The organism is Polyangiaceae bacterium (genome assembly GCA_020633235.1).
Taxonomy (GTDB): Bacteria; Myxococcota_A; Polyangia; order Polyangiales; family Polyangiaceae; genus JACKEA01.
Window position 1 is genome coordinate 467,728 of sequence record JACKEA010000003.1, and the last position, 24,666, is coordinate 492,393.

A 24,666-nucleotide genomic window follows, 5' to 3' on the forward strand; every position below is an offset into this window, starting at 1 on the left:
CCAGGCTGGACGCCCGCCGGTGGAAGTGGGACTCTGGTGCGGCCCGTATGCCAGGAGCGGAGTCAGTCACATGTCGGTGATGGGACCTGGGGTCGTGCTCGCGGACCGGTTCCGCCTGGACGCGCCCGCCTCCGGCAGCGTCGGCTTCGCCGGAGTGGACCTGGAATCCGGCGCCGCCATCCACGCCTTCGAGGTGCCGCGCACCTGGGTGAAGCCCGTGCGTCCCGGCGTGGGCGTGACCTACGGCTACCTCGCCACCCTGCTAGGGGACGTGGTGGTGGAGCACACCCACATCTTGGTCACGGAGCACGTGCCCGGCGTCACGCTGCAGCAGGAGCTGGGCGCGCGCCATCGCTGGACCCACGTGGAGTCGGTGAAGTGCGCGCTGCGTTTGGCGGAGGCGGTGGAAACACTGCACGACGCAGGCGCCGCCCACGGCTTCGTGCATCCCGCGAGCGTGATCATCGAGCCCGAAAAGCGGAGCGGTCCGGTGCTGGGTTGGGCACTAGAGGCGAGCGCGTCGGGACACCGCTGCCCCGAGCGCGGTACGGAAGGGCCGCCCACCTTCGAAGACGACTGCTGGGCCATCGCCAGCGTGCTCTACGAAATGCTCACGGGAGAGCGACCGCCGGATGCGGGCTTCGCTTCGGCGGAAGCCGTCGGTGTGGAAGATCCCGAGCTCGCGGGCACCGTGGCCCATGGCCTGGCGCCGGATCCCGCAGCACGCGCTTCACTTCACGAGCTGAAACGAGAGCTCGCCCGCTGGTTCGTGAACCACGCGGGAGAGCAGCACGAAGACCACGAGGGAACACCCAGCATTCCGCCGCCCTTGCCACCGGGCATGAGCTCCCACCCGCCCGGGGCCGGCGTGCCCGCGGTCAGCTCCTCCATGCCGGCCGCGCCGGCGGAAAAACCCCGCTCCAAGGCGTTGGTCGTGGGCCTCGCCTTCGGTGCCATCGTGGTGGGACTGGGCGCAGCGTGGGGCGTCTCCGCTTGGATGAGCAAGCCGGAGGTCAAGATCGTCGAGCACACCGCATCCGCCACGCCGGCGGAAAAGCCTGCCGCCCCACCCGCTTCGGCGAAGGCGGTGAGCCTTTCGGAAGTGCCGGTCACCGCGGAGAGCGAGGTCACTGGCGACAAGATGGCGAGCTGCGTCGCCGCGCATTTGCCCAAGGGCGCCTTCAAGAAAGCGCCGGACCTCGCCTGGATGTGCGAAGAGACGGATCCCCGGGAAGGCTCCTCCAAGCTGCGGGTGGCCGTGGTGGAGGGCGCGGGCACGGGCAACGTGACGGACGCGATGCGTGTGTTCAGCAAGCTCGGCTGGTACGAGATGGCGGCCTACGCCGTGGTGCGCTCCGGCTGCTGTCCGCCGGACGCCAAGCCGATCGAGCTTCCGGAGCCGGCAGATGGCTGTGACGCCATGACTCCGGCGCTTCAAGATTTGAGCAAGGCCGTCACCTCGGGCCAGAACGTGGACCCCGCGCTGGAGCACGCCGAGAAGGTGTTCGAGTGCGAGGCCGGCAAGAACCGCGCCTCCTTGTTCCGCCGCACGTCCGGTCCCAAGCCGCACGAGCAAACGGCGTTCCGCGAGCTGGTGACGGACCTCGCGTCGCAGTAGCCCACGGCCGTGACGGTCCTCCTCTTCGCGATCCAGCTCGCGCTCTCCATCGCCGTTCCCTGGGGCATCGTGCGCTTCGATCTGTCCCGCCTCTCTGGAGAGCGACTCGATCGTTCCTGGAATCGCGTCACGTTCCTGATGTCCGTCGTGGTGTTCGGGCCGCTGTGCATCCCGTTCCACTTCATCAAGACACGCCGCTCGCTGTGGGGTGTGCTGCTCGGCGCTTTCTGGATGATCGCCGCCCTCGCCGTCATCGCCATCGTCGGAGCCGGGCTCGAAAGCGTGCTCTGACCCCGCGCTCTTTCGTTTGAATGTTGGTGCGGCGCGATACCCGTCGCGCCGCTCTGCGTAAAAATGCAATATATAGTTTGCATTTAACTCTCTAACCGCTAGCTTATTTTCTATGGCGAAGCGGAGCCCCGCGGTGTTTCCCGCGGCCCGAAAGCAACTGAACGCGCTCGGGGAGCGCCTCGCGGCGGCGCGAAAGCGGCGGCGCATGACGCAGCACACCCTCGCCGTGCGGGCCGGGATCTCCATCCCCACACTCCGCAAGCTCGAGAACGGCGACGCGCGGGTGAGCCTGGCCGCCGTGTTGCGCATCCTCCAAGTGCTCGGCCTTGGGGCGGACGTCGATCGTCTGGCTGCGGATGACGAGCTGGGCCGCCGCCTGCAAGACATCCACCAGAAGGGTCCGCCCCGGGGCAGAACCAGGAGCAAGCCGTGAGGCTTCCCGACCAGGTGGCGGTCGTACTCGACGATGCCCTTCACGGCGCCAAGGTCGAGGTCGGCGTACTGTCGTGCGACCGGCGCGGCAGCGCGGAGGTGCCTCGCTTTGCATACACGGAAGATTGGCTGGAAAGGACGGCGGGGGCCTTCGCGATCGATCCCGAGCTTCCACTCTACCCTGGGGACTTCTTCCCGAGCCACGGCGGCATGTTCGGAGTGCTGCGAGACACGGCTCCCGATCGCTGGGGTAGGATCTTGATGGAGCGTCGCGAGTCCCTGGAAGCAGAAGCGGAAGCGCGCAAACCACGGCGGCTCCAAGAGTGGGAGTTCCTGCTCGGCGTCGCAGACGTTGCTCGCATGGGTGCTCTGCGTCTCCGCGAGCGAGACGGCGAAAGATTCCTCGACGACCGGGCGCTGAGCGCACCGCCGAAGACACGGCTCCGCGAGCTTCAAGGCATCGCCCTGGCACTGGAGGAGCCGGGAAGCGAGGATCGGCCGGAATACACGACCTGGCTTCGCCAGCTACTGGCCCCGGGGACCAGTCTGGGCGGCGCGCGACCCAAGGCGACCTTCGAGGCGCCGGATGGCGCGCTCTGGATCGCGAAGTTCCCGGGCCGCCAAGATCGCCACGACGTCGGCGCGTGGGAGTACCTCGCGCATCGACTCGCAGCCCAGGCGGGCGTGCGGGTACCGAACGCAGAGCTCCTCGAGCTCACCGGCGAGCATCACACATTCGCAGTGCAGCGGTTCGATCGGGACGAGCAACGCCGGCGCCTGTACCTCTCTGCGATGAGTGCATCCGGCCACGACGACGGCGACGCTGCGAGCTACCTCGACATAGCGGAGGCGATACAGAACGCGGGCGACGCGGCCACCATCGAGTCCGATCTCGAGCAGCTCTACCGCAGAGTCGTGTTCAACGTTCTGCTCGGCAATCGCGACGACCACCTGCGAAACCATGGCTTCTTGCGTGGCCGCCGCGGGTGGTGCTTGGCGCCCGCGTTCGACGTGAACCCGAACCCGGACAAGCTCGAACACGCTCTGAATCTCGACGATGCGAGCTCTGTGCCGAGCGTCGGCCGCGTACACGCGACGCGAGAGCTCTACCGCCTATCCGCCGCGGAAGCCTCGCGCATCGAGCGACAGGTTCGTGAAGCGCTGTCCGATTGGCAGCCCTTGGCGCGCGACATCGGGATCTCGCGCCGAGAAGTGCAGACGCTCGCATCCGTCATCGACCCGACGCGGGACTGAAGCGCGTTTGCGGCTACCCGACGGGTCGCGTAAGCTCCCCCCGAATTTGTTGACCCCGTTGGGAGGGACCATGCGTCGATCAGTTTCGCTCACCGCACTCGTGTGTTTCGCCGCCGTAGGTTGTTCCTCGGACGAGTTTACGGCGTCTCCAACCGGAGGAACGGGTGGAGACGCTGGGGGCGCGGCCGGTGCGGGCGGAACCACCAGCGGAACAGGCGGGACGGGGGCGGGCGGTGCAACGGGAGGAAGCGCGGGGGCTGGAGGCCTGCCCACGAGCTGCACCAAGGACGCTGACTGTGACGACGGGCTCGCGTGCAACGGCAAGGAGACCTGTGGCTCCACGGGCTGCGTCGCGGGCACACCAATGGACTGCCAGAACCCGGACGCCGCCCACTGCGAATCTGCATGCAAGGAGAGCGCCGGCACCGGAACCTGCGTCGTGGTGGGCAAAGACGCGGATGGCGACCAGCACTTGGACGCGGCGTGTACCGCAGACACGACAGCCGATGACTGCGACGACGCGAACAAAGCGGTGTTTCCCGGCGCCAGCGAGGTCTGCGATGGGATCGACAACGACTGTAACGGCAAGGACGAGTTCGAGGAAGGAACGTCATCCCCCACGGGGAGCTCGAAGCAGCTCGCAGATGCCGCCTACTTCCCGGACGTCGCATGGTCCCCGACCGACAAGCACTATGGCGTCGTCTGGCGGGACGCTTTTGGGGGCGGGATTCAGTACGCACGCGTCACACCGGCGGGCGACATGGTCGGCTCGAAGGTGCAAGTTTCGGCTGATGACGCCGCGCCCCGCGTAGCGTGGAGCGGCTCCCACTTTGCCGTGGCGTGGAGCAGCGGAGGCAGGGTGAAGCTGAGGCGCGTGAGTCCCAACGCCACCTTCCCGGAAGCCGCGAAGCCCATCAGTGACGGCGCGTCGAAGGCGGGAGATCCCGACGTCGCCGCGACCGCGACGGGCTGGACGGTCATCTGGTCGGATGCTCGGACCAACACCCTGGGCACGCTCTACGCCCACGCTGTGGATGCCGCGGGAACCCCCACAGCCGGAGGGGACAAGCAGGTCGGCGACACGGGCGGGGCGAACAAGGCACCGGCTATCGCCAGCGGCAGTGGAGGACTGTTCGTGGCCGAGGAGCGGGGCTCGACCGCGGTCGTCAATGCGATCAAGGTGTTCGGCCTCAGCGCGAGCTTCGCTGTTTCCGGCGCCAAGGACTTGCCGACTGGTGCGAGTCCCAAACGGCCAGCCGTTGCCGCCACAGACGACGGTTGGAGCGGCGGCTGGAGCGAACCCACCGCCCTTCGCTACTACGAGCAACACGGTACGACGGCGTGCTCTCCAATCAGTGTGAGTGCGTCGGCTCCGCTACTCGGCAGCGTGGCCGCCCGAGGCAGCGCACGCCTTGCAGTCTTTGGCGAGGGCTCGAGTGTTACCGCCAAGGTGCAGCTGGTCCGATTCAAGGCCGGCTGCGTCTCCACGGCTCAGCTCAAGCTAGCGGACGTCGATATCCCGGACTGGACCGGCTTCGGTCCGCCCGTCGCGGCCTGGAGCGATCAGAGTGTGCTCGTGCTCTGGTCGGACGAGTCGACGGGCACCGCGGTACTTCACCGATGGGCCAGCGGGCCCAACCTGTGTGACGCCGTGCAGTAGCGGCCGCACGCGGTTCCGCGCTGGACCGACAAAGCCAAGCTACTTGGCGGCGACGGTCTTGGGCGGCTTCTTTTCCGGACGCTTGGGGGTGGGTGCAGGCGCCGGAGCCTTGGCGGCGGCGAGCTTTTCGTGGCGGCGGGCGCGGGAGATCTCGAGGAAGTCCCGGCCGAGCTCGTTGCCGAACTGGTCGGCGACCTCCACGCGCAGCACCCAGGGTCCGGCCTCGGCGCGCGGCGGAACTGTCGCGACCAGTGCGCCGTCCTTCCGCTCGAAGCGCACGTCTTGTCGGCGCACGCCGACGCTCACCCGCGGGACGGGCGCGATCCACGGTGGAACGCCGCCCCCGTCCGCGTCTTCGAGGCGAATGCGCACGGTGATCGGATCCCTTGGCCAGGTGGCGCCGCGCGGCGTGATCTCGATGCGCGCGCGAATGCGGCGCGGGGCCAGGCGTTGGATGGCGACGGGGCCACCGGGACGCACGCGGAAACGGACGACGGTGGGCTCGTTGCGGTACAGGCCCACTTGCCGCGCAGCCGGAACGAAGTGCGTCGCGGCGCCGTAGGTCATCTCCAGCCCGCCCGGGTTTCTGAGCTTCGCATGTTGGCCACGCACCAGGCGGATCACGCCGGCATCGTCCACGTAGGAACCCGCCGGCACGTCGATGCCGAGCACGTGGATCGGTAGCGCCAGCGGTCGGCCTTGGAAGCCGAGCTCGTCCACCGCGCGAATCACCAAGCGGTAGCGCCCGGGGGGCACGTCCGAAAAGGGGACGGTGAGCTTGGGAAAGTCCTCTTTCCGCTCGCCGATCAGCGCGCCCTTCTCGTCCTCGAAGCGAACCCGGTAGGCGTCCGCGCCGGGAACGCCGCGCCAGCTCGCGTGCTCGATGCGCACGGCGTCGGATGCCGCCACCAGCACCTGCGGGAAGCGCGCTGGCTCAGGCGGCGACAGGAGCGGTCGTTGCTCGAGATGCCCGGCGTCGATCACGGCGACGGTGCCCTGCGCGAGCGGCGAGTAGCGTCCTCCGCGCAGCGTGGAGACTTCGCCGCCGAAGCTGGCGATGGCAACGCGACCGTGAGCGTTGCTCACTCCGCCGTGGCCGCTCTGGATCATGGCGTTGGCCGCTTGCGGGGTGGCCACCAAGACAGCGCTCTTGCCCCCGGTGTAGGCGTCCACGCGCCCGCTGCGGAGCACCACGGTGTAGGTGACCGTTCGGCGCCCGTTTTCGAACATGAGCGCCTGCGCCACGGGGATCACCGTGAGCTGGGTGCCCGGCTCCGCGTGGAGCTTGGCGCCGCCGCCGAAGCAGTAGGTCGCGCCATCGGCGCCGACGACGGACAGCCCATGGTGAGCCTTTGCGCTGCCGCCGCACAGGTGAGGTCGGGAGCCGGCGCGCGCGAGGGGAGCCGCCAGGAGGAGAGCGAGTACGAGGAGTCGCGCGGTCATCAACCCTGGAAACGGTCGTTCGGCCGACGCCTTGAGTCACTTGACGGTCGTCATCCGCCCCCCGGACATCAACTCCGGCGCGTCAAAGCACTGAGCCCGCGCGCGCCAGCGTCTCAGCGATGTCCAGCATGGCGCGGACCTCGCGGCCCAGTGCGCGCACGCTCGGGCGCCCAGCGCCGGTGTGGCCGTACAGGCCCGTGAGCAGCAGCCGCGCGGGTACGTGGGCCGAAAGCGCCCGGTAGAGCTTCTCCGCTTCGCCCCACGGAATCACGTCGTCGTCCCGCCCATGGCACACCACCGCCGGACACTGAAGGCGCGGGATCGCGGGCGCGGGATCCGCGAAGCGGAGCGCGTCCCCCGCGCGATCCAGCGCGCGGCCGAGCAGGCTCTCGGCGCCGGGCACCACGCCGGTGCCGATCAGGAACAGCTCGCGCTGCTCGGCGGGCACTCGTGGCGCGAGCTCTCGAGCGAAGGGCTCGAGGCGCCCCGGCACCTTCAGCTCCATGCGCCCCCAGGTCCGGTACACCATCTCGCGCCAGGCAGCCTCGAGGTCCGTCGTGTCGCCGGTCACGTCTTCGAGCCAGGGCAGCATGTTGAGGAACAGCGCGGGTTGGTTCAACGGATCGCGAGCCAGCCGAACGTCACCGTCGGGATGCCGCATGATGCCGTCGACGCAGAAGCGGATTGCGCTCTCGAATTCGGCGTAGCCGCCGAAGGTGATCACGGCGCGCGCCGCCGGACCGAGTCGCGCCGCCACCTCCAGCGCCGGCCAGGAGCCGAAGGAAATGCTGAACAACGTGATGCGCTCGTCCGCGGGCAGCCGCTCGAGCAACGCGCGGGCCACGACCTCCAAGTCGTCGGGCGCGGAGGGCTCCACGATCAAGTCGACATATGAAGGGAGGAATGGCGTGACGACGCAAAAGCCCGCAGCCGCGAGCACGCGGCAGAAGCGGTCGAGGCGCGGGTCGTCCGGTCCGTCGAAGTGGAGCCCCGGCGCCACCAGGTACGTCCCCGCCACCGGCCGCGTCGGCCGGTACACGTAGGCCTCCAGTCGCCCGCGCTCGCCCCGGCCACGGCGCGGCCGCACGCCATTCGCGCGTCGCCCGGCGGGGGCTCCGTCGCGCACGACCCAGGTCTGCCGCACGACCCCCGGCGGCAGCTGCTGTCCCGCCCACGGCCCGAGCCAGCGAAGCAGGCGGAAGAACGAGCCATCCGGCATGGACGAGACAGATATCAGATCTTTTCCGAGAGCCGCCCGTAGCAGGCAGAAGGCAAGAAACGATCACTGCGGGAGGCCCCAAGGAGTGGGCGGGCGCCCGCGTCAGATGAGCTTCGGAGGCGACGATGGTGTCGGTACGTCGTTGGCTGAGCTCCGCACGTGCGCGTCGCGGGGTGGCAGCTGCGGTTGTGGTGTTGGCGACGGGGGGTCTGGTGCTGGCGCGCTCACCGGGGGGAGGACAAGCGCTCACCTTTGGTACCGCCGTGGGCAAGAACGCTTCCAGCTTCTCCGGACCGGGAGCCAGTGGAACGCTGGCCCTGAGTCAGACCCGGGTGCTCACCGGCGGCCAGTCGCTGTACGCCGAGCTCAAGATCCGCGGCGACGACGAAGAGCGTGCCCGAGAGCGCGCGCCCATCTCGCTGGCCATCGTGTTCGACACCTCGGGCTCCATGAGTGGCGACAAGATCGAAACGTCCAAGCGCAGCGTCGTGTCTCTCTTGCGTCAAATGCGTGCGGACGACGAGGTCGCCTTCGTGCGCTACGACGACCACTCCGAGGTGCTGCAACCGCTGGCGCGCGTGGGCGACGTGCGGGAAGAGCTCACACGTCGCGTGCAATCCCTGGAAGCCGGCGGCGGCACCAACATCCCGCCGGCCCTCGAGCGCGGTCTCAGCGCGGTGAGCGATGCCAGCGGCGGTCGCGTGCGCCGCGTGGTGCTGGTGAGCGACGGGCTCGACTCCACGCGCGATCAGGCGGAGCGCTTGGCGCGCTCGGCCCTGGACCGGCGCGTCACCATCTCGGCGCTCGGCATCGGCCTCGACTTCGACGAGAGCTACATGTCCGCCGTGGCCAACGCGGGCCGCGGCAACTTCGGCTTCGTGCGCGACGGCACGGCCCTGGCATCCTTCCTGCACAAGGAGCTGGAAGAAACCGCCAGCACGGTCGTGGAAGACGCTCGCGCCACGCTGACGCTGCCCCGCGGCATGCGCTTCGTGCAAGCCATTGGCGCCGAGACCCGCCACGCCGACGATGGCGAGGTCGAGCTGGCCCTGGGCTCGCTCTTTGCCGGGGACGAGCGCCGCATCATCGTCGAGCTGTCGACCGACGCGGAGCAGGGCGAGAGCCTCGCGCTCGGCGCCACCGTCTCCTGGCAGAAGGTCGGCGGCAGCCACACCCGCGCCAAGCTCGCGGCGCTCTCGGTGGTGGGCGACTCGCAAAAGAGCGCCGTGGCGGAGAGCCGCGATCCCGCCGTGTATGCCAGCGCCGTGAGCGCCCTGGCCAGCGTGCGGCAGCTCGCCGCCGCCGAAAGCTTCGCCCACGGAGACGAGGGCAAGGCTCAGGAGCTCCTCGACCAGAACATGGCGGCGCTCAGCGCGGCGGAGGCCGAAGCACCTGCGGAGGTCGCCGCCCAGCTCGCCCGTCAGCGTGCCGACGTGAGCGCCGCCAAGTCTGGCTTCCGCGCCGCCAAGCCCGGCAGCCCCAAGGCCAAGGCGCTCACCAAAGCCGCGACGGAAAAGAACAACAACAATCTCTCGCGCTCGGCGTTCTGACGGAGACGAACATGAAGGCACTGACGAGCATCGTGGCGGGCGGCATCGTGTTCGGGGTCCTGCCCTTGACCACACGTCTCTCGAGCGTTGCGGCCGCCACGCTGCTGGTCGCCCTGGGTGTGCTCTTGGCGCTGGCGGCGAGCGCCACGCCGAGCGCCCTCGCCGTCGCCGCCGGAGCCCTCGGCGCCTACGGCGGCGGGGTGCTGCTGGACGCCGCGCCGGCCCTCGCCGGTGCGGCGCTGGTCGGCCTCTGCTTCGCCGAGCGCAGCGTGCGCGTCCGGGAGCGCAACGCGCGCATCGTGCACGTGGTGCTGGCCCTCGCCGGGGGCGCTCTCGCCGGCTACGTGAGCACGCGCTACGCCCTGGCAGAGCCGATGGTACGCGCCGTGGTGATCGTGATCGCGGCGGTACTGGCGTCCGCGCCGCTGCTCGTCCCGGCCGACGATCCCATCGCCTTCGCCCTCGACGACATCGCTCGAGATCTCGACGGCACTGTCGCAGACGACCTGCGCGCGGGCGCGGACCTGCGGCGCAGCGTCGACGAATCCTTGCTCGATCCCGACAGCGCCAAGAGCGCGCGCCGCGCATGGAAGAGCCTGCTCTCGCTGGCGCGAGCCCGCGCGCGGCTGAGCCGAACCCCCGGGCGGCGCGTACAAGACGCCGTGGAGCGCCGCGTCGACGAGCGCATCCACGCCCACGTGGACGGCCTCACTCGCATGTACGTGGCGGCGGACGCCGCGAATGCTGCTACCCTGAGCTTGGACGATGGCGCCCTGTCGAACGTGGACGCCGCCGGGAGCTCCATGGACGAAGTCAGCAAAGCCATCGTGGACGAGGTCGCCTGACATGGGTCTCCGTCGCTACGGGATCGAACGACTCGGACGCTGGCTGTGGCCCGCGAGCTTGGGGCCGATGCTCGGCGCTTGGCTCCTGGCCTGGGCGCGCACCGCTCACGGCGGCGGCGGCGGCTGGTCGCTCTTCGGTTGGTTGGCTCTCGGCAGCGCCGTGGCCGGCGCCCTCACCGTGTCGCTCGTCGCCGTGGATTTCCTGCTGCTCCTGTTCCGGCTACGCACGCCGCCCACGGGGCGCCGCGGCTGGCTCTCGTCCGCGGCCGCGCCGCTGCCCTTCGCGCTCCTGTGGCAGTGGTTCCATCCGCCACTCTTGAGCTCCCCCGCCCGCCACGTGATCACCCTGGCAGCGCTGCTCCTGTCCACGGCCCTCATCGTGCGCCTCGTCGCGAGCCCAAAACCGGGCCGCGGCATCCGCTTCGGCTGAGCCTGCCTCCGTTTCCGAGGTCTTGTCGGTCCGCCGCGGAACCTCGCGCCCCGGACGACCGGCCCGACGAAAGAAGCTCTGTTAACGGTCGGCGCGGCACGCCCGTCTCAGGGGTATCGCGTCCCTCGCCTTCCCCCGAGACTACGCCGTCGTGCCCCCGAAGCCCCGCTCCGACGACGGACCCCTGGTGCGTGCCGCCCGCGGCGGAGACGGCGTCGCCTTCGGTCGGCTCTTCGAGCGCTACGTGAACTTGGTGCACGGCGTACTGCTGTCACGGGTGAACGCAGCAGACGCGGACGACCTGACGCAGGAGGTGTTCCTTGTCGCCTACCAGAAGCTTTCCACGCTGGCGGAGCCCGACGCCTTCGGCGGCTGGCTCTTGGCCATCGCCCGAAATCGCGCGACGGATCTGATGCGCAAACGCGTGGATGAGCACGCGCTGCCCGAAGTGCCGGTCAGCGATCCGCGGCGCGCCGAAGCGGAGCAGGTGCTGGCCGTCATCCGCACGCTGCCGGAGGCGTATCGCGAGCCCCTGGTGCTGCGCTTGGTGGAGGGCATGACGGGGCCGGAAATCGCCGCGCGCACCGGCCTCAAACCAGAGTCCGTGCGGGTGAACCTGCACCGCGGGCTGGGCCTGCTCCGAGAAAGGATGGGGAGCGATGAGTGACGACTACCTGTGGGACGGCAGCGGCGAAGTCGATCCCGTGGTCGCGGAGCTGGAGCACAAGCTCGAGGTGCTGCGCTTCTCCGGCGCGGTGCCACCGCTGCCTTCGGCCCGAGCTCGCTGGCCCTGGGTCGCCGGAGTGGCAGCGGCCGCGGGGGTCGCCGGCCTCGTTGCATCGACATGGATGACTCGGCAAACACAGATAGCCCAGGAGCCGACGCAATCGTCCAGCCAACCTGCAGCGCCAACGCTGAAGGATCCGTTTCCAACGGCAACCAGCAGCGCCGCACCAAAGAGCGAAGTCGTCGATCCGTTTCGCGACGAGCCCAAGCCTCGACCGAAGCCAAGCGCCGTGGTCGACCCCTTCAAGGGCAAGCCTGCGGCCAGTGCGTCTCGGGGCGAGGTGCTCGACCCGTTCGCCGGCCCGCGTCCCGCTACCGCCGCGGGGAATCCATCCGTCAAGCCCACTGCTTCTGGTGGCACGGTCATCGATCCATGGCGCCAGAAGCGACTGAGCCCGAGCGCGATCAGGAACACCGTCGTCCGGCAGCAGGGTGCGCTGGCAGCAGCGTGCTGGCATCCGCAAGCGCCCGCAACGGTCCGCGTCACCCTCACGATGCGAATCGCGCCGTCGGGTCGCGTGACGAGCGCGAGCGCGCCGGACCCCAAGGGCTACCCCGGTCTCGGAGCCTGTATCGCTCGACAGGCGAAGGGCCTGACTTTTCCAGCTACGGACGCGGGCGGGATGGTGCATGTACCGCTGGTATTCTCGCGTTAGCGCCAACTCCCCGAAATCTCCGGAAGTTTCGCTGAGATTGAAGAACTTGTGGTCTTCGCTCGTCGAACGATACTAGCGCGTGGGCGCCTGCCCTTTTGCGGGCGCCCCCAAGAGTAGGGAATCGGAAGATGTTGCGAACGATCGCGATCGGCATGCTGGCGGTTGGCCCCGCACTGGTGCTCGGACGCACGGCCACGCCCATCACACCGCAGGAACCACCGAGCTCGCTCGATCCCGGTGGCGGGGAAATCACCTTCACTCACGTACGCAATCGCGTCATCGCCTGCACGGCGAAAGGCGCCACCGCGTGCATCGCACAGAAGGAAGCCGCGGATGCGCGGACGGAGATCCACCTTTCTCCGGTGGCGAGCCCCCGCATCGCGGGGGAAGACCAGCGAGTGCCCGTCGACGTCAGCCTTTCTTCTGTCGGTGGAACACCCGCCACGGTCAAGCTAGGCGCCGGGACCTGGAGCCTGGAGTGGCGGGAAGCCAATCGTCACGCGAAGTTCGAGGTCATGGACGGCGATGCGGTCGCAATTCGCCTTTCCACACAGAACGGAACCTGCACGAAGGCCAAGCATGAGTGCGTGCTCAAATCGACGGCCACCGAGCGCCGCATCGAGCTCCCCAAAGAGCGGCAGCGGTAGACGGACCCCCTTGACGCCGGCTCGCGAACTACGGAGGGTCCGCGCCCCATGAGGCGGAACGGATGGATCGCGGTCGTCGCCAGCGTGAGCTTGGCGACTTGGGCTTTGACGGCATGCTCGGCGAGTGACGGCGGCGGCGGCTCTGGTGGTGGCACCAGCACTGGCGGCACCGGCGCAGCGGACGGTGGTGGCGCAACGGGCGGAACCGGTGCCACCGGTGGCAGCGGCGCAACTGGCGGCACGGGCGCGACGGGTGGCGGCGGAACGGGCGGGACCGGGGGTATGGCCGGCATGGCAGGAATGGCCGGCATGGCGGGAATGGCCGGAGCGGGCGGCGGCGGGCCGACGGTGTCGGTGTCCGGCCGTTGCCTCGAGCTGCTCACCCTCACCACCAACCCCACGCCCATCCCGGGCTTCAAGGTGTGCCTGTATCAGAAGCCCGCCGTGCCCTGCGTGACGAGCGACAGCAACGGTCTGTTCTCCTTGGTGGGCGTGCCCGCCAACTCGGAAGTGCTGCTCGAGTTCACCAAGCAGGACTACCTCGCCGTGCTGCGAACCGCCACCACGGGACCCAACGGGGTGGACGTGGGGGGTGCAGGGTATCCGAAGAACAGCGAGGCGCTGCTCTTCGCCAACGCCATTGGCTCCACCATCGACATCACCAAGGGGCAGGTCTTGCTCAGCGCCTTCCAGCAGGGCAGCAGTGGCCTCGATGGGCAGGATGGAGTGACGGCCAGTCTCTCGCCTTCCAGCGGCAAGGGGCCGTTCTACCTGAGCGCCAGCAACCTGCCGGACTTGAACCTGACCCAGACGTCGACGTCGGGCTTTGGCCTGTTCAACAACGTCGACCCCGGGACCGTCGAGATCGATCTCACGCATGGCAGCAAGAGCTGCCAGGTGCTGCCCACCGCTGCTTGGGCCGGCAGCTCGCCGAGCAAGTCCAAGGTGCCGGTGGTGGCGGGCTACCTCACCGCCGGCGCGGCCGTGGTCTGCAACTGACGAAAGCGCGCCATTCCTGAGCTAAGGGCGGGAAATTCCGAAGGATTCCCGAGGAATATTCCGCCCTCCGAGATTGTCTTCGCCGGGACGGTCGAGCTATAGCGAGACCGGGTATCGGGGAACCCTCGGAGCTACTCATGCAGGATGTCCGCGCGTTGAACGAGCTGGTCGCGAAGGAAAGCGCCTTCGTGGACGATCTGCTGGCAGAAGTCGGCAAGGTCATCGTCGGCCAGAGCTACATGATCGACCGCCTCTTGGTGGGCCTGTTGGCCGGGGGCCACGTGCTCCTGGAAGGCGTGCCCGGGCTGGCCAAGACGCTCACGGTACGCACCATCTGCGATGCCATCGAGGCGAGCTTCGCCCGCGTTCAGTTCACCCCCGACCTGTTGCCGGCGGACCTCATCGGCACCGTCATCTACAACCAGAAGACGGGAGAGTTCACCAGCAAGCTGGGGCCCATCTTCGCGAATCTGGTGTTGGCAGACGAGATCAACCGCGCGCCCGCCAAGGTGCAGAGCGCCCTGCTCGAGGCGATGCAGGAGCACCAAGTCACCGTGGGAGACAAGACCTACCCCTTGCCGGATCCCTTCGTAGTGATGGCCACCCAAAATCCCATCGAGCAGGAAGGCACCTATCCGCTGCCGGAAGCGCAGGTGGATCGCTTCATGCTGATGGTGAAGGTGGGCTATCCGTCGCGGGAAGAAGAACGAGCGGTGATGGATCGCATGACCAGCTTGGTGCCGGCCCAGGCCCGCTCCGTCACTTCGCCCGAGCAGCTCACGGACGCCCGCAAGGTCGTTCGCGAGGTGTACATGGACGACCGCGTCAAGGACTACATCGTGGACGTGGTGTTCGCCTCCCGCGACCCGGCCTCCAAGGGCATGAAGGACTTGGCGCCACTGATCGAGTACGGGGCCAGTCCCCGCGCCAGCATCGCGCTGAATCTCGCTTCCCGTGCCCACGCCTTCTTGCGCCACCGCGGCTACGTGACGCCGGAAGACGTCAAGGCCGTCGGCCCCGACGTGCTTCGCCATCGCATCGTGCTCTCCTACGAAGCAGAGGCCGAAGAAGTGACTCAGGAGGACATCGTGCGTCGGGTGTTCGAGGTCGTCGAAGTCCCCTGAGGCCGAGAGAGCCGGAGCCCGAAGAAACGTGATTCCGAAGGAGCTACTGAAAGCGCTTCGCAAGATCGAAATCACGACCAATCGGCTCGCGACGGAACAGCTCTCGGGCAACTACACCTCCGGATTCAAGGGTCAGGGCCTGGCGTTTCGCGAGGTCCGCCAGTACCAGGCGGGGGACGACGTTCGCAGCATCGATTGGAACGTGAGCGCGCGCATGAGCGACACCTACGTAAAGGTGTTCGTGGAAGAGCGCGAAATGACCGTGATGCTGGTGGTGGACCTGTCCGCCAGCGAGAAGTTCGGCACCAAGAACGCGAGCAAGTCCCGAGTGGCCGCCGAGGTATCGGCGCTGTGTGCCTTTTCGGCCATCAAGCACAACGACCGCGTGGGCTTGATCTTGGCGACGGACCAGATCGAAAAGATCGTGCCGCCCAAGAAAGGGCAGAAGCACGTGATGCGGGTGATCCGCGAGATCCTCGGTGCCCAGCCGGAGCGCACGGGGACGGATCTGACCATCGCGCTGGAAACGCTGTACAGCGTCGCACGGCGCCGAAGCGTCGCCTTCGTGGTGAGCGACTTCTTTGCCGATGGCTACGAGCGCGCGCTTTCCCTGGCGTCGGCGCGGCACGACGTGATCCCGTGCATGCTGGTGGATCCCCGCGACGAAGAGCTCCCGGACGTCGGACTCGCTCGCTTCGAGGACCTGGAAACCGGAGAAGACGTGTTGGTGGACACCGGCAGCGCCAAGGTGCGCGCTTGGTATGCCCACCAGATGCGGGCGCATCGCAAGGCGCAGGTGAAGATCTTCCGCAAGCTGGGGCTGGACCACGTGGTGATCCGCACGGACCGGAGCTACGTCCGCCCGCTGCACGATCTGTTCGCGCGCCGGGCCCGGAGGGCCCACCGGTGAGGCGCGCGGGGCTCCTCGCCGTGGCGCTGCTCGGCTTTGCGAGCGTGGCGCGGGCAGATGGCGGTGCGCCGGACGCCGGTCCCGGGAACGTGGAGCACCCGAGCTGCGTGGAGCACCTTCCGTCGGGAAAGAACCGCCCCAAGATGACGGAGAAGTTCCCGGACCACGCCCTGTCAGGACACGCGGTTCCGTTGGTCGTGGAAGTGGAGCACGGCAAGGGCGAGACGGTGCTGCCCCATGGCTTCCGGCTGCACGAGGGTGGCGACGACGAGCGAGCGCTCGCGGGCGCCGGCTTCGCGCTTCCCGATCCGGACGGCGGCGCCGGACCGAGCGTGGCGGTGAAGACCGACGGCGAGCGCGCCACCACCACGGTGACCCTCAACCTGGTGCCCTTGCCGCGTAAGCCGGGGCGCAACGACATGACGCTGCCGCCGCTGCCCGTTTCCATCGCCCGAGCGAGCGGTGAGCTGGTGACGGTGTGCACGAAGCCCCACGAGATCCGTGTCGAGGATCCGATCGCCAACACGCCGGACCCCAAGCCCAAGCCGAACCCTGACGCCCGTCGGCAGCGGGAAGTTTGGACGCTGGCGCGAGACCTCACCATCGCCACGCTCATCGCGCTGGCCGTCGGCGCCCTGGTCGCGTGGCTCATCGGGCGCTTCTTGCGGCGAGAAAAGCCGCTGCCGCCACCACCACCGCCACGCGACCCGTGGGTGGTGGCGATGGAGGAATTGCACGATCTACGGCACGCCGGCCTGATCGAGCGCGAGCGCTTCGTCGAGCACTACGACCGAGTCTCGCACATCGTGCGCAAGTACCTTGGAGATCGCTACCGCTACGACGGGCTGGAGAGCACTACTCGGGAGTCGCTCTCGGTATTGCGCCGCGTGGTTCCACCCATCACGGTGCTGGAAGAGATTGAAGCCTTCATGCGCCACGCGGATCTCGTGAAGTTCGCGCGGCTCACGCCCAGCGCGGACGAGTGCGAGACCGCGCTTTCCCGGGGCGAGGAAATCGTGTCCCGCACGATCCCCCCGATGGCCGTGCCCAAGCCTGGAGCGCCATCGTGAGCGCCAAGCAGAGATCCCCCGGTGCCCGCATCGCGATCCGCGTCGCGATCGTAATGGGCTTCGTCGTGCTCTTTGCCGGGCTCGGGATCCTGTATCCCGCCCTGGCGCGAGGCCCAGAGCTGATGAACGCCGCGTGGCATCGCCCGTGGTTCCTGCTGGGTCTCTTGCTGGTGCCCTTCGTGTTCTGGCGCGGCACCTTCGGCGAAGATCGCCGCACGCCGCGGCTGCTGCTCGGCACGGTAGCGCCCCTCACCCGCGGGCCGCAGGGTCCTCGCGTCTGGTTGCGCGACGCTCCGGGGGTGCTGCGCGCCATCGGTCTGACCCTGGCGGTGCTGGCCATGGCCCGGCCGGTCAACACCTTGAGCCCACAGACCGCGGACGAGAAGGGCATCGACATCGTGCTGGTGCTGGACCTCTCCGGCTCCATGCAGGCGGTGATGGACAACCTGCCGCCGGACTTGAAGAAATACACCTCCCGGCGGGATTCGCGCATTCGGCCCACTCGGCTGGATGCCGCCAAGGCGGTGATTCGTGACTTCATCAGCCGCCGCAAGACGGATCGCATCGGCGTGGTGGTGTTCGGCAAGGAGGCCTACGTGCTGTCGCCTCCCACGCTCGACTACCACCTGCTGGACGCGCTCGTCTCCCGCATGGAGCTCAAGCTCATCGACGGAAGCGCCACCGCCATCGGAGACGCCGTGGGCGTGTCCGTCGCCCGGCTCAGGAACTCCCACGCGGCCAGCAAGGCCGTGATCCTGCTCACGGACGGCGACAACAACTCCGGCGCGATCTCTCCGGAGTACGCCGCGCACCTGGCCAACGTGGTGGGCGCGAAGCTGTTCACCATCCAGATTGGCGACGGCGACGAAGCGGAGGTGCAAGACGGGTTCGATCTGTTCGGGCAACCGCGCTACGTCACGGTGCCCTTCCCGGTGAACCCGGAGCTGCTCAAGGACCTCGCCCAGAAGACGGGCGGTGAAACCTACGTGGCCACCGACGCCAAGGCCCTGGAAGCGAGCTTCCACGACGTGCTCGACAAGCTGGAGAAGACCCGCTTCGAGGCCAACGTGGCGAGCTTCGAAGACCTGTACCGCTTCTTCCTGCTTCCCGCGGTGCTGCTCCTGGCCCTCGACGCGCTGCTTCGGGCCCTCGTGCTGCGGAGGTTCCCGTGAAGTTCGCCTCCCCCTGGTGGCTGCTCGGCACGGGACTCGCGCTGGTGGTCGCGGCGCTGCTCATCGTGGGCGGCGTGCTCTTGGTGCGAGACATCCGGCGTTTCGGGGACGAGCACCGCGTGGAGTCTCTGCTCACCTTCCGATCGGGTGGTCGCCGCGCCTTCAAGGGCGTGCTCCTGGTATTGGCCGTGGCCCTCGCCTTCGCCGCCATGGCCGGGCCGGAGTACGGCCGCGGCACCCGCTTGATCCCCGCCACGAATCTCGACGTGGTGATCGTGCTCGACTACTCCAAGAGCATGTACGCGAGGGACGTCGCTCCTTCGCGCATCGCTCGCGCCAAGACCGAGGTGAGCCGGCTGGTGGCGGATCTCCCCGGGGCGCGCTTCGGGGCGGTGGCATTCGCGGGAGATCCCATCTCCTTCCCGCTCACCAGCGACGGCGCCGCCATCGCGCAGTTCTTCCGCCAACTATCCCCCAACGACATGCCGGTGGGCGGTACCGCGATTGCGCGGGCTCTGGAGGCCGGCCGCGAGCTGTTGGATCGCGATCCACTCAGCAAGAACCACCGCCGCGTGCTGCTGCTGGTCACCGACGGCGAAGATCTCGAGGGCGACCCGGTGAGCGTGGCGCGGGCGGCGTCGAAAGACGGCACCACCATCGACGTCGTGCAGATCGGCGGACGCACCCCGGAGCCGATCCCGGAGGTGGACGAAGCCGGAGAGGTTTCGGGCTGGCGTACGGACGACGACGGCAAGCCGCTGACGACTTCATTGACGGCCGCAGGAGAGGCGCAGCTCACGAAGATCGCGCAGGAAACGCACGGAAGCATCGTGCGCAGCGAGCGCGGCTCCACCGGCATTCGCGAGATCGCCGCCCAGCTCCGCAAGCTGATGACGGAGGAGCTGTCCGAGCGCGTGGAGACCGTCTACGCAGACGTCTACTACTACCCGCTGGGGCTCGCGATCCTGCTCTTGGTGCTGGAAACGTTCGTGTCCGAAGCGCGCCGCCGCAAGCGCGTGACGCCCACCCCGCCCCCCAAGCGGCGACCGCGACGCAAGCGCCGCGAGACACGGGCCGCAGCCCTGGGTCTGCTTTTGGCGTTCACCCTGAGCGGCGCCGGTTGCCAGGCCGTGGACTCGCTGTTCGAGCGCAACGCGCCACCGGTGGATCAAGCCATCGGCCTGCTCGACGGCGGCGCGGACGCCGCCGTCGGTCTACTGGAGCAGTATCTCCGAACCGGCCAGTGCTCGGCGGGAGGGAGCTACAGCACGGACAACGTCGCCTCCAAGCACAACGCCGGCTTCGATCTCGGCTTGGGGTTGTTCGCGCTGGCGGAGAAGTTCGGCCAGCGCTTCGGCGAGGAGGAAGCCGACGCCGGAGCAGCCCAAAACCCGGAGGACGACGAGCGCCGCAAGCAGGAAGTGGCCTGCGCGCTGAGCATCGTGGAGGCCATCGCCAAAGACCGGCAGATCCCCATCGATCTGCGGGCTCGCGCCTTGTACCTCGCGGGTAACCTCGAGTTCTTGAGCCGCGACTACCAGGCCGCGGTGGACTTCTACGATCGCGCCCTGAAGCTGATCCCCGGCCTACCCGACGACGCCGGGGACGGCATCGGCCGCGATGCAGCCTGGAACCGCGCCATCGCCCTCCGCCGTATCGAGGACGAAGAGAAGAAGAAGGACGCAGGTCAGGACAGCTCCCCCGACGCCCAGCCGGATGCGCAACCGGACGCGGGCGACGGCGGCGACGGCGGCAAGGGCGACGGCGGCGGCAAGGACTCGGGCAGCGACGGCGGCGACGACAGCGGACAGAATCAAGACCAGAGCCCCGACGCCGGCGGCAAGGATTCCGGAAGCGGACAAGACGCTTCTCCCAACGATCAGGGGGACGCGGGCACCCCACCGCCGCCCGAGCCCCAACGCCAGCCCTCGGTGAACCAAGACGAGCGCATGCTCGACATGCTCGAGCGGGCGCCCACGCTGCAGCAGGAGGCCGCGAAGAACCAAGCGCTTCAGCGCCGAGCGCTACGCGGCATGGAGGACAAGTGAGCCGCGTGCGGGTCTTCCTGACGTGCCTCGTGGCGCTGCTCGCCTGGGCCCTGCCCGCGGCAGCGGCCGGTGGCGTGTCGCTGAAGTCCCAGCTCAGCACCTCGCGACCGGAGGCCGGCGAGACCTTCACCTTCCAGCTCACGGCGCTGGTGGAGGCGGGCAACCCCATGCCCTCGGCGCCGCGCTTGGTGACTCCGCCGGGGATCACCGTCCACGGGCCATCGATCTCCACGCAGTCCCAAGTGAGCATCACCGGCGGCGGCGTGCGCCATCGCATGGGTATCACTGCGACCTGGACCTTGACGGCGCCCCGCACGGGGCGCTTTCGCATCGGTCCGCCGAGCGTGCAGCACGAAGGCCACCGGGTGAATGGTCAAGCCACCGTCGTGGAGGTGGTGCCCGCGGGCAGCGCAGGCTCTCGCCGTAGTCCGTTCAATCCCTTCGATCCCTTCGGCATGCCGGGGTTTCCGCAGATCCCCGGATTCGGCGGCGACGACGACCAAGGCGACGACGACTCGGATCGCTTCGACTTGCTGCCCCCATACCCCGACGAGCTCAAGATGAGCCGTGCGCCGGACGCCACCGCATTCCTGCGAGCAGTGGTGCACCCGACCCACGCCGTCGTCGGGCAGCAGGTCACGCTCACGATCTACGCCTACGGCCAACGCGGCGTGTTTCGCGAGACCAACACCTCGGAGCCGAGCCGCGAGGCGTTTCTGGCGCACACCTTGCTCGAGAACTCCTACGCCGAACGCATGTACCAGCTGCCCATCGACGGTCAGCTCTGGTACGCGAAGAAGGTCCGCGAGCTGGCGCTGTTTCCCATTCGCTCCGGCAAGCTGAGCATCGGTGCCATGCGCATGGGCTTCGACGGCCGCGGCTATCCGTCGCAAGGCTCCAACAAAGGGCTCGTCCGCTACAGCAATCCGCTGGAGATCACCGTCGCGGAGCCCCCGGTCGCGGGGCGTCCTCCGGGCTACAAGGTGGGGGACGTCGGGCGTTTCACGCTGACCGCGAACGTAGAGCCACGCGAGATCGTCGCGGGGGAGGCCGTCAGCGTGGTCGCCAAGCTGGAGGGCACGGGCAATTTGCCCTTCACCCTCAAGACTCCTCAGCGCCAGGCGGTGGAATGGCTCGACCCGACGACGGTGGACGACATCGACGCGCGGGGAACGACCATCGGCGGCTGGCGCAAGTTCACCTACGTGGTGCGCATCGAGGAGCCCGGCGAGGTAGAGCTGGGCGAGATCAGTCTGCCGTACTGGGATCCGGACCGAGACGCCTACGAAGTGGCACGCGCCGATCTCGGCAGCGTGAAGGTGAAGCCGAACCCCGGCGGCTACACGCCGCCCGAGCCGAAAGAGTCGGATGCCCTCGAGGGGATCGCGAAGGCGCGGACCGCGCTCGGTTCCGCGGCGGACCGACATCAACCGATCACGGATCATCCCTGGTTCTGGGGATTGCTCTTGCTCGGCCCCCTGGGGGTGGTGTTGGTCAGCGCCACGGCGCACGCCACTGGGCGCGCCCGGGAGAAGCTCGGAGAGCGCCGGGAGTCGAAGACCCGAGGGGCGTCGCGGGCAATTTCCGATGCTCGAGCCGCTCACAAGGCCGGGGATCGGGCCAAGGCGGCAACGGCGTCGGAGCGCGCAGTGCTGACGGCGATCGAAGCAGCCGTGGGGCTCAAGGCCCGCGGCGTGTTGCGCGAAGAGCTGCCGAGCACGCTGGCGGAGCACGGCGTTCCGAAAGACCTCGCCGAGGACGTGGTGGCGCTGTTGGACGACGCGGACGCCGTGCGCTTCACGGGAGCGGACGACGACGGCGCCGACTTCCCGGGCCGCGCCGAGGGGCTGATCGCGCGACTCGCCAAGGTGAAGAGCTCGAAGTGAGCCAACAGCGAAAAACCGCGATCTTTTGCGGGGCAGCGCTGCTGCTCCTCGCCGCCGCCGCCGCCGCAAAGGACGACGACCAGGCGCTGTTCCGCCAAGGCGTGGAGGCGCTCTCCCGCGGCGCCTACGACGACGCCGTGGATCACTTCGAGCTGCTCGCCGATCGCGGCTTCGTGCACCCGGACGCCAGCTTCGACCGCGGCGCCGCCTACGTCGAGCGGGCACGCTCGTCCTCCGCCGAGCCCGGAGACCTCGGCCGCGCCGCCGCCGCCTTCGCCGAGACCGTGGAGCTCAGACCGTCCGATAGCGAAGCAGAGCATGCCCTCGAAGCCGTGCGGGACGAGATCGCGCGACGGCGCGCTCGGCAAGGCTCCGATCCCATCGCCGCGCGGCCATCGCTCGGTCGCGCCATCGTCGCCTTGTTGCCGGAAGACGCGTGGGCCTGGGGCGCCGCCTTCGGTTCCATCCTGGCCACGGTCGGCCTCGCCCTGAGGCAGCTCTCGCGGGCACGGCGCCCGCGGCTCACCGGCACCACCACCGCGGCCATCGGCAGCGCCGTGCTGCTCTTGTGCGGCGGGCTCGCCTTCGCCGCTCGCCACCATCGCCTGAGCAGTCATCCCGCCGTCGTGGTCGCGCCCTCCGCGCGCCTGTTGGACGAGACCGGCAAACCCCTGGCGAAATCCGAGGTGGAGCACGACGAAATCCCCGAGGGAGCCAGCATCTGGGTGTTGGACCGCCGCGGAACCCTCGCGAAGGTGGAGTGGGGCACGGACACAGGCTGGATCTCCGCCGGCCAACTGCGGCAGCTGGCGACGCCCTGAGCGGAGCCCTGTTCCTGGGCTCGAAAATTCGATACCAGGGGAAGATGCGCAAGGATTTCACCGCGTTCGTCGCCGTCGTTGCCTGCACCGGAGCGCTTCTCGCCTGCAAGAAGGGCTCGACCGGCGAGGCCACGCCCGCCGCGTCGGCGGAGGCGCAGAAGACCCCGGGCGTGCTGTTCAGCAAGAAGGTGCCCGGCGTCGGGGCCAAGCGGACGGAAGACGCGAAGAACGAGATCGAAGTTCAGATCGAAGCCAAGCGCGCCGGCCGCGTGATCCACAGCGGCGCGTTCAAGAAGAACGAGCGTGAGAAGAAGCGCGTGGAAGTGCTCGCGGCCAACGACACGGCGGTGACCAAGGTGAAGGTCACCTATCTGGAGAAGTTCGACGCCGAAGCAGAGGGCAAGGCAGCGCTGAAGCGGAAGCCCAGCCCCGTGAGCGGCAAGAGCTACACCGTGGAAGCGGTGAACGGATCGGTGGAAGTCCACTCCGACAGCGGGGGCAGCGTGCCGAGCAAGGAGAAGAAGATCGTCGCCGACGACTTCAAGGATCTGGGCAAGCCCGACAAGTTCACCTCGTTCATCCCGAGCCGGCCGCTGCTGGACGGCGAGAAGCTGCTGGTGACGGCGGACATCGTGAGGGAGATGTTCGGTTCCAAGGACGGCGACGAGATGTCCGTCGACAGCGCGACTTTCACCTTTCGCGGCACCCGTACGGAAGGGCCGTTGACCTACGGTACCTTCGACGTGTCCTTCAAGCTGACGGCCTCGCCGAAGGATCAGGACTTAGGGATGGTGATGGATCTGGAGGGCAAGGTCACGGTGGACACGGCCACCTCATGGCCCATCGAGATGAACTTGAAGGGCCCCCTCACCATGAAGGGCAAGAGCGACAAGGCCGGGGTCGAGCTGGACGGCAAGGGCAGCATGACCGCCGGGATGACGGCACAGTACGAGTAGCCGCAGTTTCTTCGCTGTCCGGTCCCTTCATGGAAGGTGAGTGCAGTGACTGCGCGCCGCGAGCTGCAAATCGCGGGGCCGGGTGACGGTTGGCAGGTTCGACGCGGTGCGTCTGGCATTTCGGGACAGACCTGGTTGCATAATCCGCGGCAAAACGAGTGACGCGCCACGGAGCGCGAAACACGAAGGGAGCGCGTCATGACGACAGTCGACGCATTCATGCAGCAGGTCGAAGCCAAGAACCCTGGCGAAACCGAATTCCTCCAAGCGGTGCGCGAAGTCACCGAATCCGTGATGCCGGTGGTGGAGCGAAACCCCGCCTACCGGAACGCTCGCATCTTGGAGCGCATGACGGAGCCGGAACGCGTGATCATGTTCCGCGTTCCGTGGGTGGACGATCAGGGGCAGGTGCAAATCAACCGCGGCTTCCGCATCGAGATGAGCAGCGACGCCGACGACGCCAAGACGCTCGTGAAGAACGGCTGTTTGTGCATTTCCGAGGGCGCCAACATGCCGACCACGCCGGAAGGCACGGACGTGTTCCGTGAGGCTCGTGTCCTGTACGGTCCGGGCAAGGCCGCCAACGCGGGCGGCGTGGCCACCTCCGGCCTCGAGATGGCCCAGAACGCGTCCCACATGCGATGGACCCGCGAGGAGGTGGACAACCGGCTGCACATCATCATGCGGTCCATTCACGAGGATTGCGTAAAGTACGGCAAGCAAGGCGACTTCATCGATTACGTGGTCGGCGCGAACGTGGCCGGCTTCGTGAAGGTGGCGGACGCCATGCTCGACCAGGGGATCGTCTGACAGCATGACCGACAAGCCGTCGAGGCCGGCACTACCTCG

At 68.4% G+C, this 24,666-nt stretch carries 23 protein-coding genes; 21 read left to right on the forward strand and 2 right to left on the reverse strand.

Going from position 1 to position 24,666, the window contains the following annotated elements; all coding sequences use genetic code 11:
* Nucleotides 1-79: 79 nt before the first annotated feature.
* The 5 genes from H6717_18885 (at nt 80) to H6717_18905 (ending at nt 5,255) form a co-directional block, all read left to right on the forward strand.
* Complete coding sequence (locus H6717_18885; protein MCB9579102.1) at nt 80-1,618, forward strand: hypothetical protein; 1,539 nt, start codon at nt 80-82, stop codon at nt 1,616-1,618.
* Between the two features lie 9 nt (nt 1,619-1,627).
* Entirely contained in the window at nt 1,628-1,909 is a 282-nt protein-coding gene (locus H6717_18890) for a hypothetical protein (GenBank protein ID MCB9579103.1), read from the forward strand.
* A 112-nt stretch (nt 1,910-2,021) separates the two neighbouring features.
* Nucleotides 2,022-2,342: a helix-turn-helix transcriptional regulator gene (locus tag H6717_18895; protein ID MCB9579104.1), complete on the forward strand. Its 321-nt coding sequence runs from the start codon at nt 2,022-2,024 to the stop codon at nt 2,340-2,342.
* A complete protein-coding gene (locus H6717_18900) occupies nt 2,339-3,595 on the forward strand; it encodes a type II toxin-antitoxin system HipA family toxin (GenBank protein MCB9579105.1) in 1,257 nt (418 codons plus the stop codon). The genes H6717_18895 and H6717_18900 overlap by 4 nt, the downstream gene beginning before the upstream one ends.
* A 70-nt stretch (nt 3,596-3,665) precedes the next feature.
* Nucleotides 3,666-5,255 (forward strand): putative metal-binding motif-containing protein, encoded by a 1,590-nt coding sequence (locus H6717_18905; GenBank protein MCB9579106.1) that lies wholly within the window; start codon nt 3,666-3,668, stop codon nt 5,253-5,255.
* Nucleotides 5,256-5,294: 39 nt separating this feature from the next.
* Here the strand turns inward: H6717_18905 and H6717_18910 are convergent, their stop codons facing one another.
* Together H6717_18910 and H6717_18915 are read right to left on the reverse strand one after the other, a co-directional pair.
* Nucleotides 5,295-6,698: a hypothetical protein gene (locus tag H6717_18910; protein MCB9579107.1), complete on the reverse strand. Its 1,404-nt coding sequence runs from the start codon at nt 6,696-6,698 to the stop codon at nt 5,295-5,297.
* Between the two features lie 82 nt (nt 6,699-6,780).
* Complete coding sequence (locus H6717_18915) at nt 6,781-7,917, reverse strand: alpha/beta hydrolase (GenBank protein ID MCB9579108.1); 1,137 nt, start codon at nt 7,915-7,917, stop codon at nt 6,781-6,783.
* A 173-nt stretch (nt 7,918-8,090) separates the two neighbouring features.
* Here H6717_18915 and H6717_18920 point away from each other — a divergent pair, with 173 nt between their 5' ends.
* From H6717_18920 to H6717_18995, 16 genes are all read left to right on the forward strand, one after another.
* On the forward strand, nt 8,091-9,467 hold the full coding sequence (locus H6717_18920) for a VWA domain-containing protein (GenBank protein ID MCB9579109.1): 1,377 nt from the start codon (nt 8,091-8,093) through the stop codon (nt 9,465-9,467).
* A gap of 11 nt (nt 9,468-9,478) precedes the next feature.
* Entirely contained in the window at nt 9,479-10,312 is an 834-nt protein-coding gene (locus H6717_18925; protein MCB9579110.1) for a hypothetical protein, read from the forward strand.
* A 1-nt stretch (nt 10,313) separates the two neighbouring features.
* Nucleotides 10,314-10,742 (forward strand): hypothetical protein, encoded by a 429-nt coding sequence (locus tag H6717_18930; GenBank protein ID MCB9579111.1) that lies wholly within the window; start codon nt 10,314-10,316, stop codon nt 10,740-10,742.
* Nucleotides 10,743-10,893: 151 nt separating this feature from the next.
* Nucleotides 10,894-11,409: a sigma-70 family RNA polymerase sigma factor gene (locus H6717_18935; GenBank protein ID MCB9579112.1), complete on the forward strand. Its 516-nt coding sequence runs from the start codon at nt 10,894-10,896 to the stop codon at nt 11,407-11,409.
* Nucleotides 11,402-12,184, forward strand: a complete 783-nt coding sequence (locus tag H6717_18940; GenBank protein ID MCB9579113.1) for a hypothetical protein — start codon at nt 11,402-11,404, stop codon at nt 12,182-12,184. The genes H6717_18935 and H6717_18940 overlap by 8 nt, the downstream gene beginning before the upstream one ends.
* 128 nt (nt 12,185-12,312) lie before the next feature.
* Nucleotides 12,313-12,831, forward strand: a complete 519-nt coding sequence (locus tag H6717_18945; protein ID MCB9579114.1) for a hypothetical protein — start codon at nt 12,313-12,315, stop codon at nt 12,829-12,831.
* Between the two features lie 48 nt (nt 12,832-12,879).
* Entirely contained in the window at nt 12,880-13,830 is a 951-nt protein-coding gene (locus H6717_18950; GenBank protein MCB9579115.1) for a hypothetical protein, read from the forward strand.
* A gap of 137 nt (nt 13,831-13,967) precedes the next feature.
* The gene (locus H6717_18955) at nt 13,968-14,954 is read left to right on the forward strand and encodes an AAA family ATPase (protein MCB9579116.1); all 987 of its coding nucleotides are present in this window, start codon (nt 13,968-13,970) and stop codon (nt 14,952-14,954) included.
* 28 nt (nt 14,955-14,982) lie between these two features.
* On the forward strand, nt 14,983-15,864 hold the full coding sequence (locus tag H6717_18960; GenBank protein ID MCB9579117.1) for a DUF58 domain-containing protein: 882 nt from the start codon (nt 14,983-14,985) through the stop codon (nt 15,862-15,864).
* Entirely contained in the window at nt 15,861-16,934 is a 1,074-nt protein-coding gene (locus H6717_18965; GenBank protein ID MCB9579118.1) for a hypothetical protein, read from the forward strand. The genes H6717_18960 and H6717_18965 overlap by 4 nt, the downstream gene beginning before the upstream one ends.
* Before the next feature lie 53 nt (nt 16,935-16,987).
* A complete protein-coding gene (locus tag H6717_18970; GenBank protein ID MCB9579119.1) occupies nt 16,988-18,106 on the forward strand; it encodes a VWA domain-containing protein in 1,119 nt (372 codons plus the stop codon).
* Complete coding sequence (locus tag H6717_18975; protein ID MCB9579120.1) at nt 18,103-20,154, forward strand: VWA domain-containing protein; 2,052 nt, start codon at nt 18,103-18,105, stop codon at nt 20,152-20,154. Before H6717_18970 ends, H6717_18975 begins: the two co-directional genes overlap by 4 nt.
* Nucleotides 20,151-22,040, forward strand: coding sequence for a BatD family protein (locus tag H6717_18980; protein MCB9579121.1), 1,890 nt, complete (start codon nt 20,151-20,153; stop codon nt 22,038-22,040). Before H6717_18975 ends, H6717_18980 begins: the two co-directional genes overlap by 4 nt.
* Nucleotides 22,037-22,861 (forward strand): hypothetical protein, encoded by an 825-nt coding sequence (locus H6717_18985; protein MCB9579122.1) that lies wholly within the window; start codon nt 22,037-22,039, stop codon nt 22,859-22,861. Before H6717_18980 ends, H6717_18985 begins: the two co-directional genes overlap by 4 nt.
* Nucleotides 22,862-22,905: 44 nt before the next feature.
* A complete protein-coding gene (locus H6717_18990) occupies nt 22,906-23,817 on the forward strand; it encodes a hypothetical protein (protein MCB9579123.1) in 912 nt (303 codons plus the stop codon).
* 198 nt (nt 23,818-24,015) lie between these two features.
* A complete protein-coding gene (locus H6717_18995; protein MCB9579124.1) occupies nt 24,016-24,627 on the forward strand; it encodes a hypothetical protein in 612 nt (203 codons plus the stop codon).
* Nucleotides 24,628-24,666 lie beyond the last annotated feature (39 nt).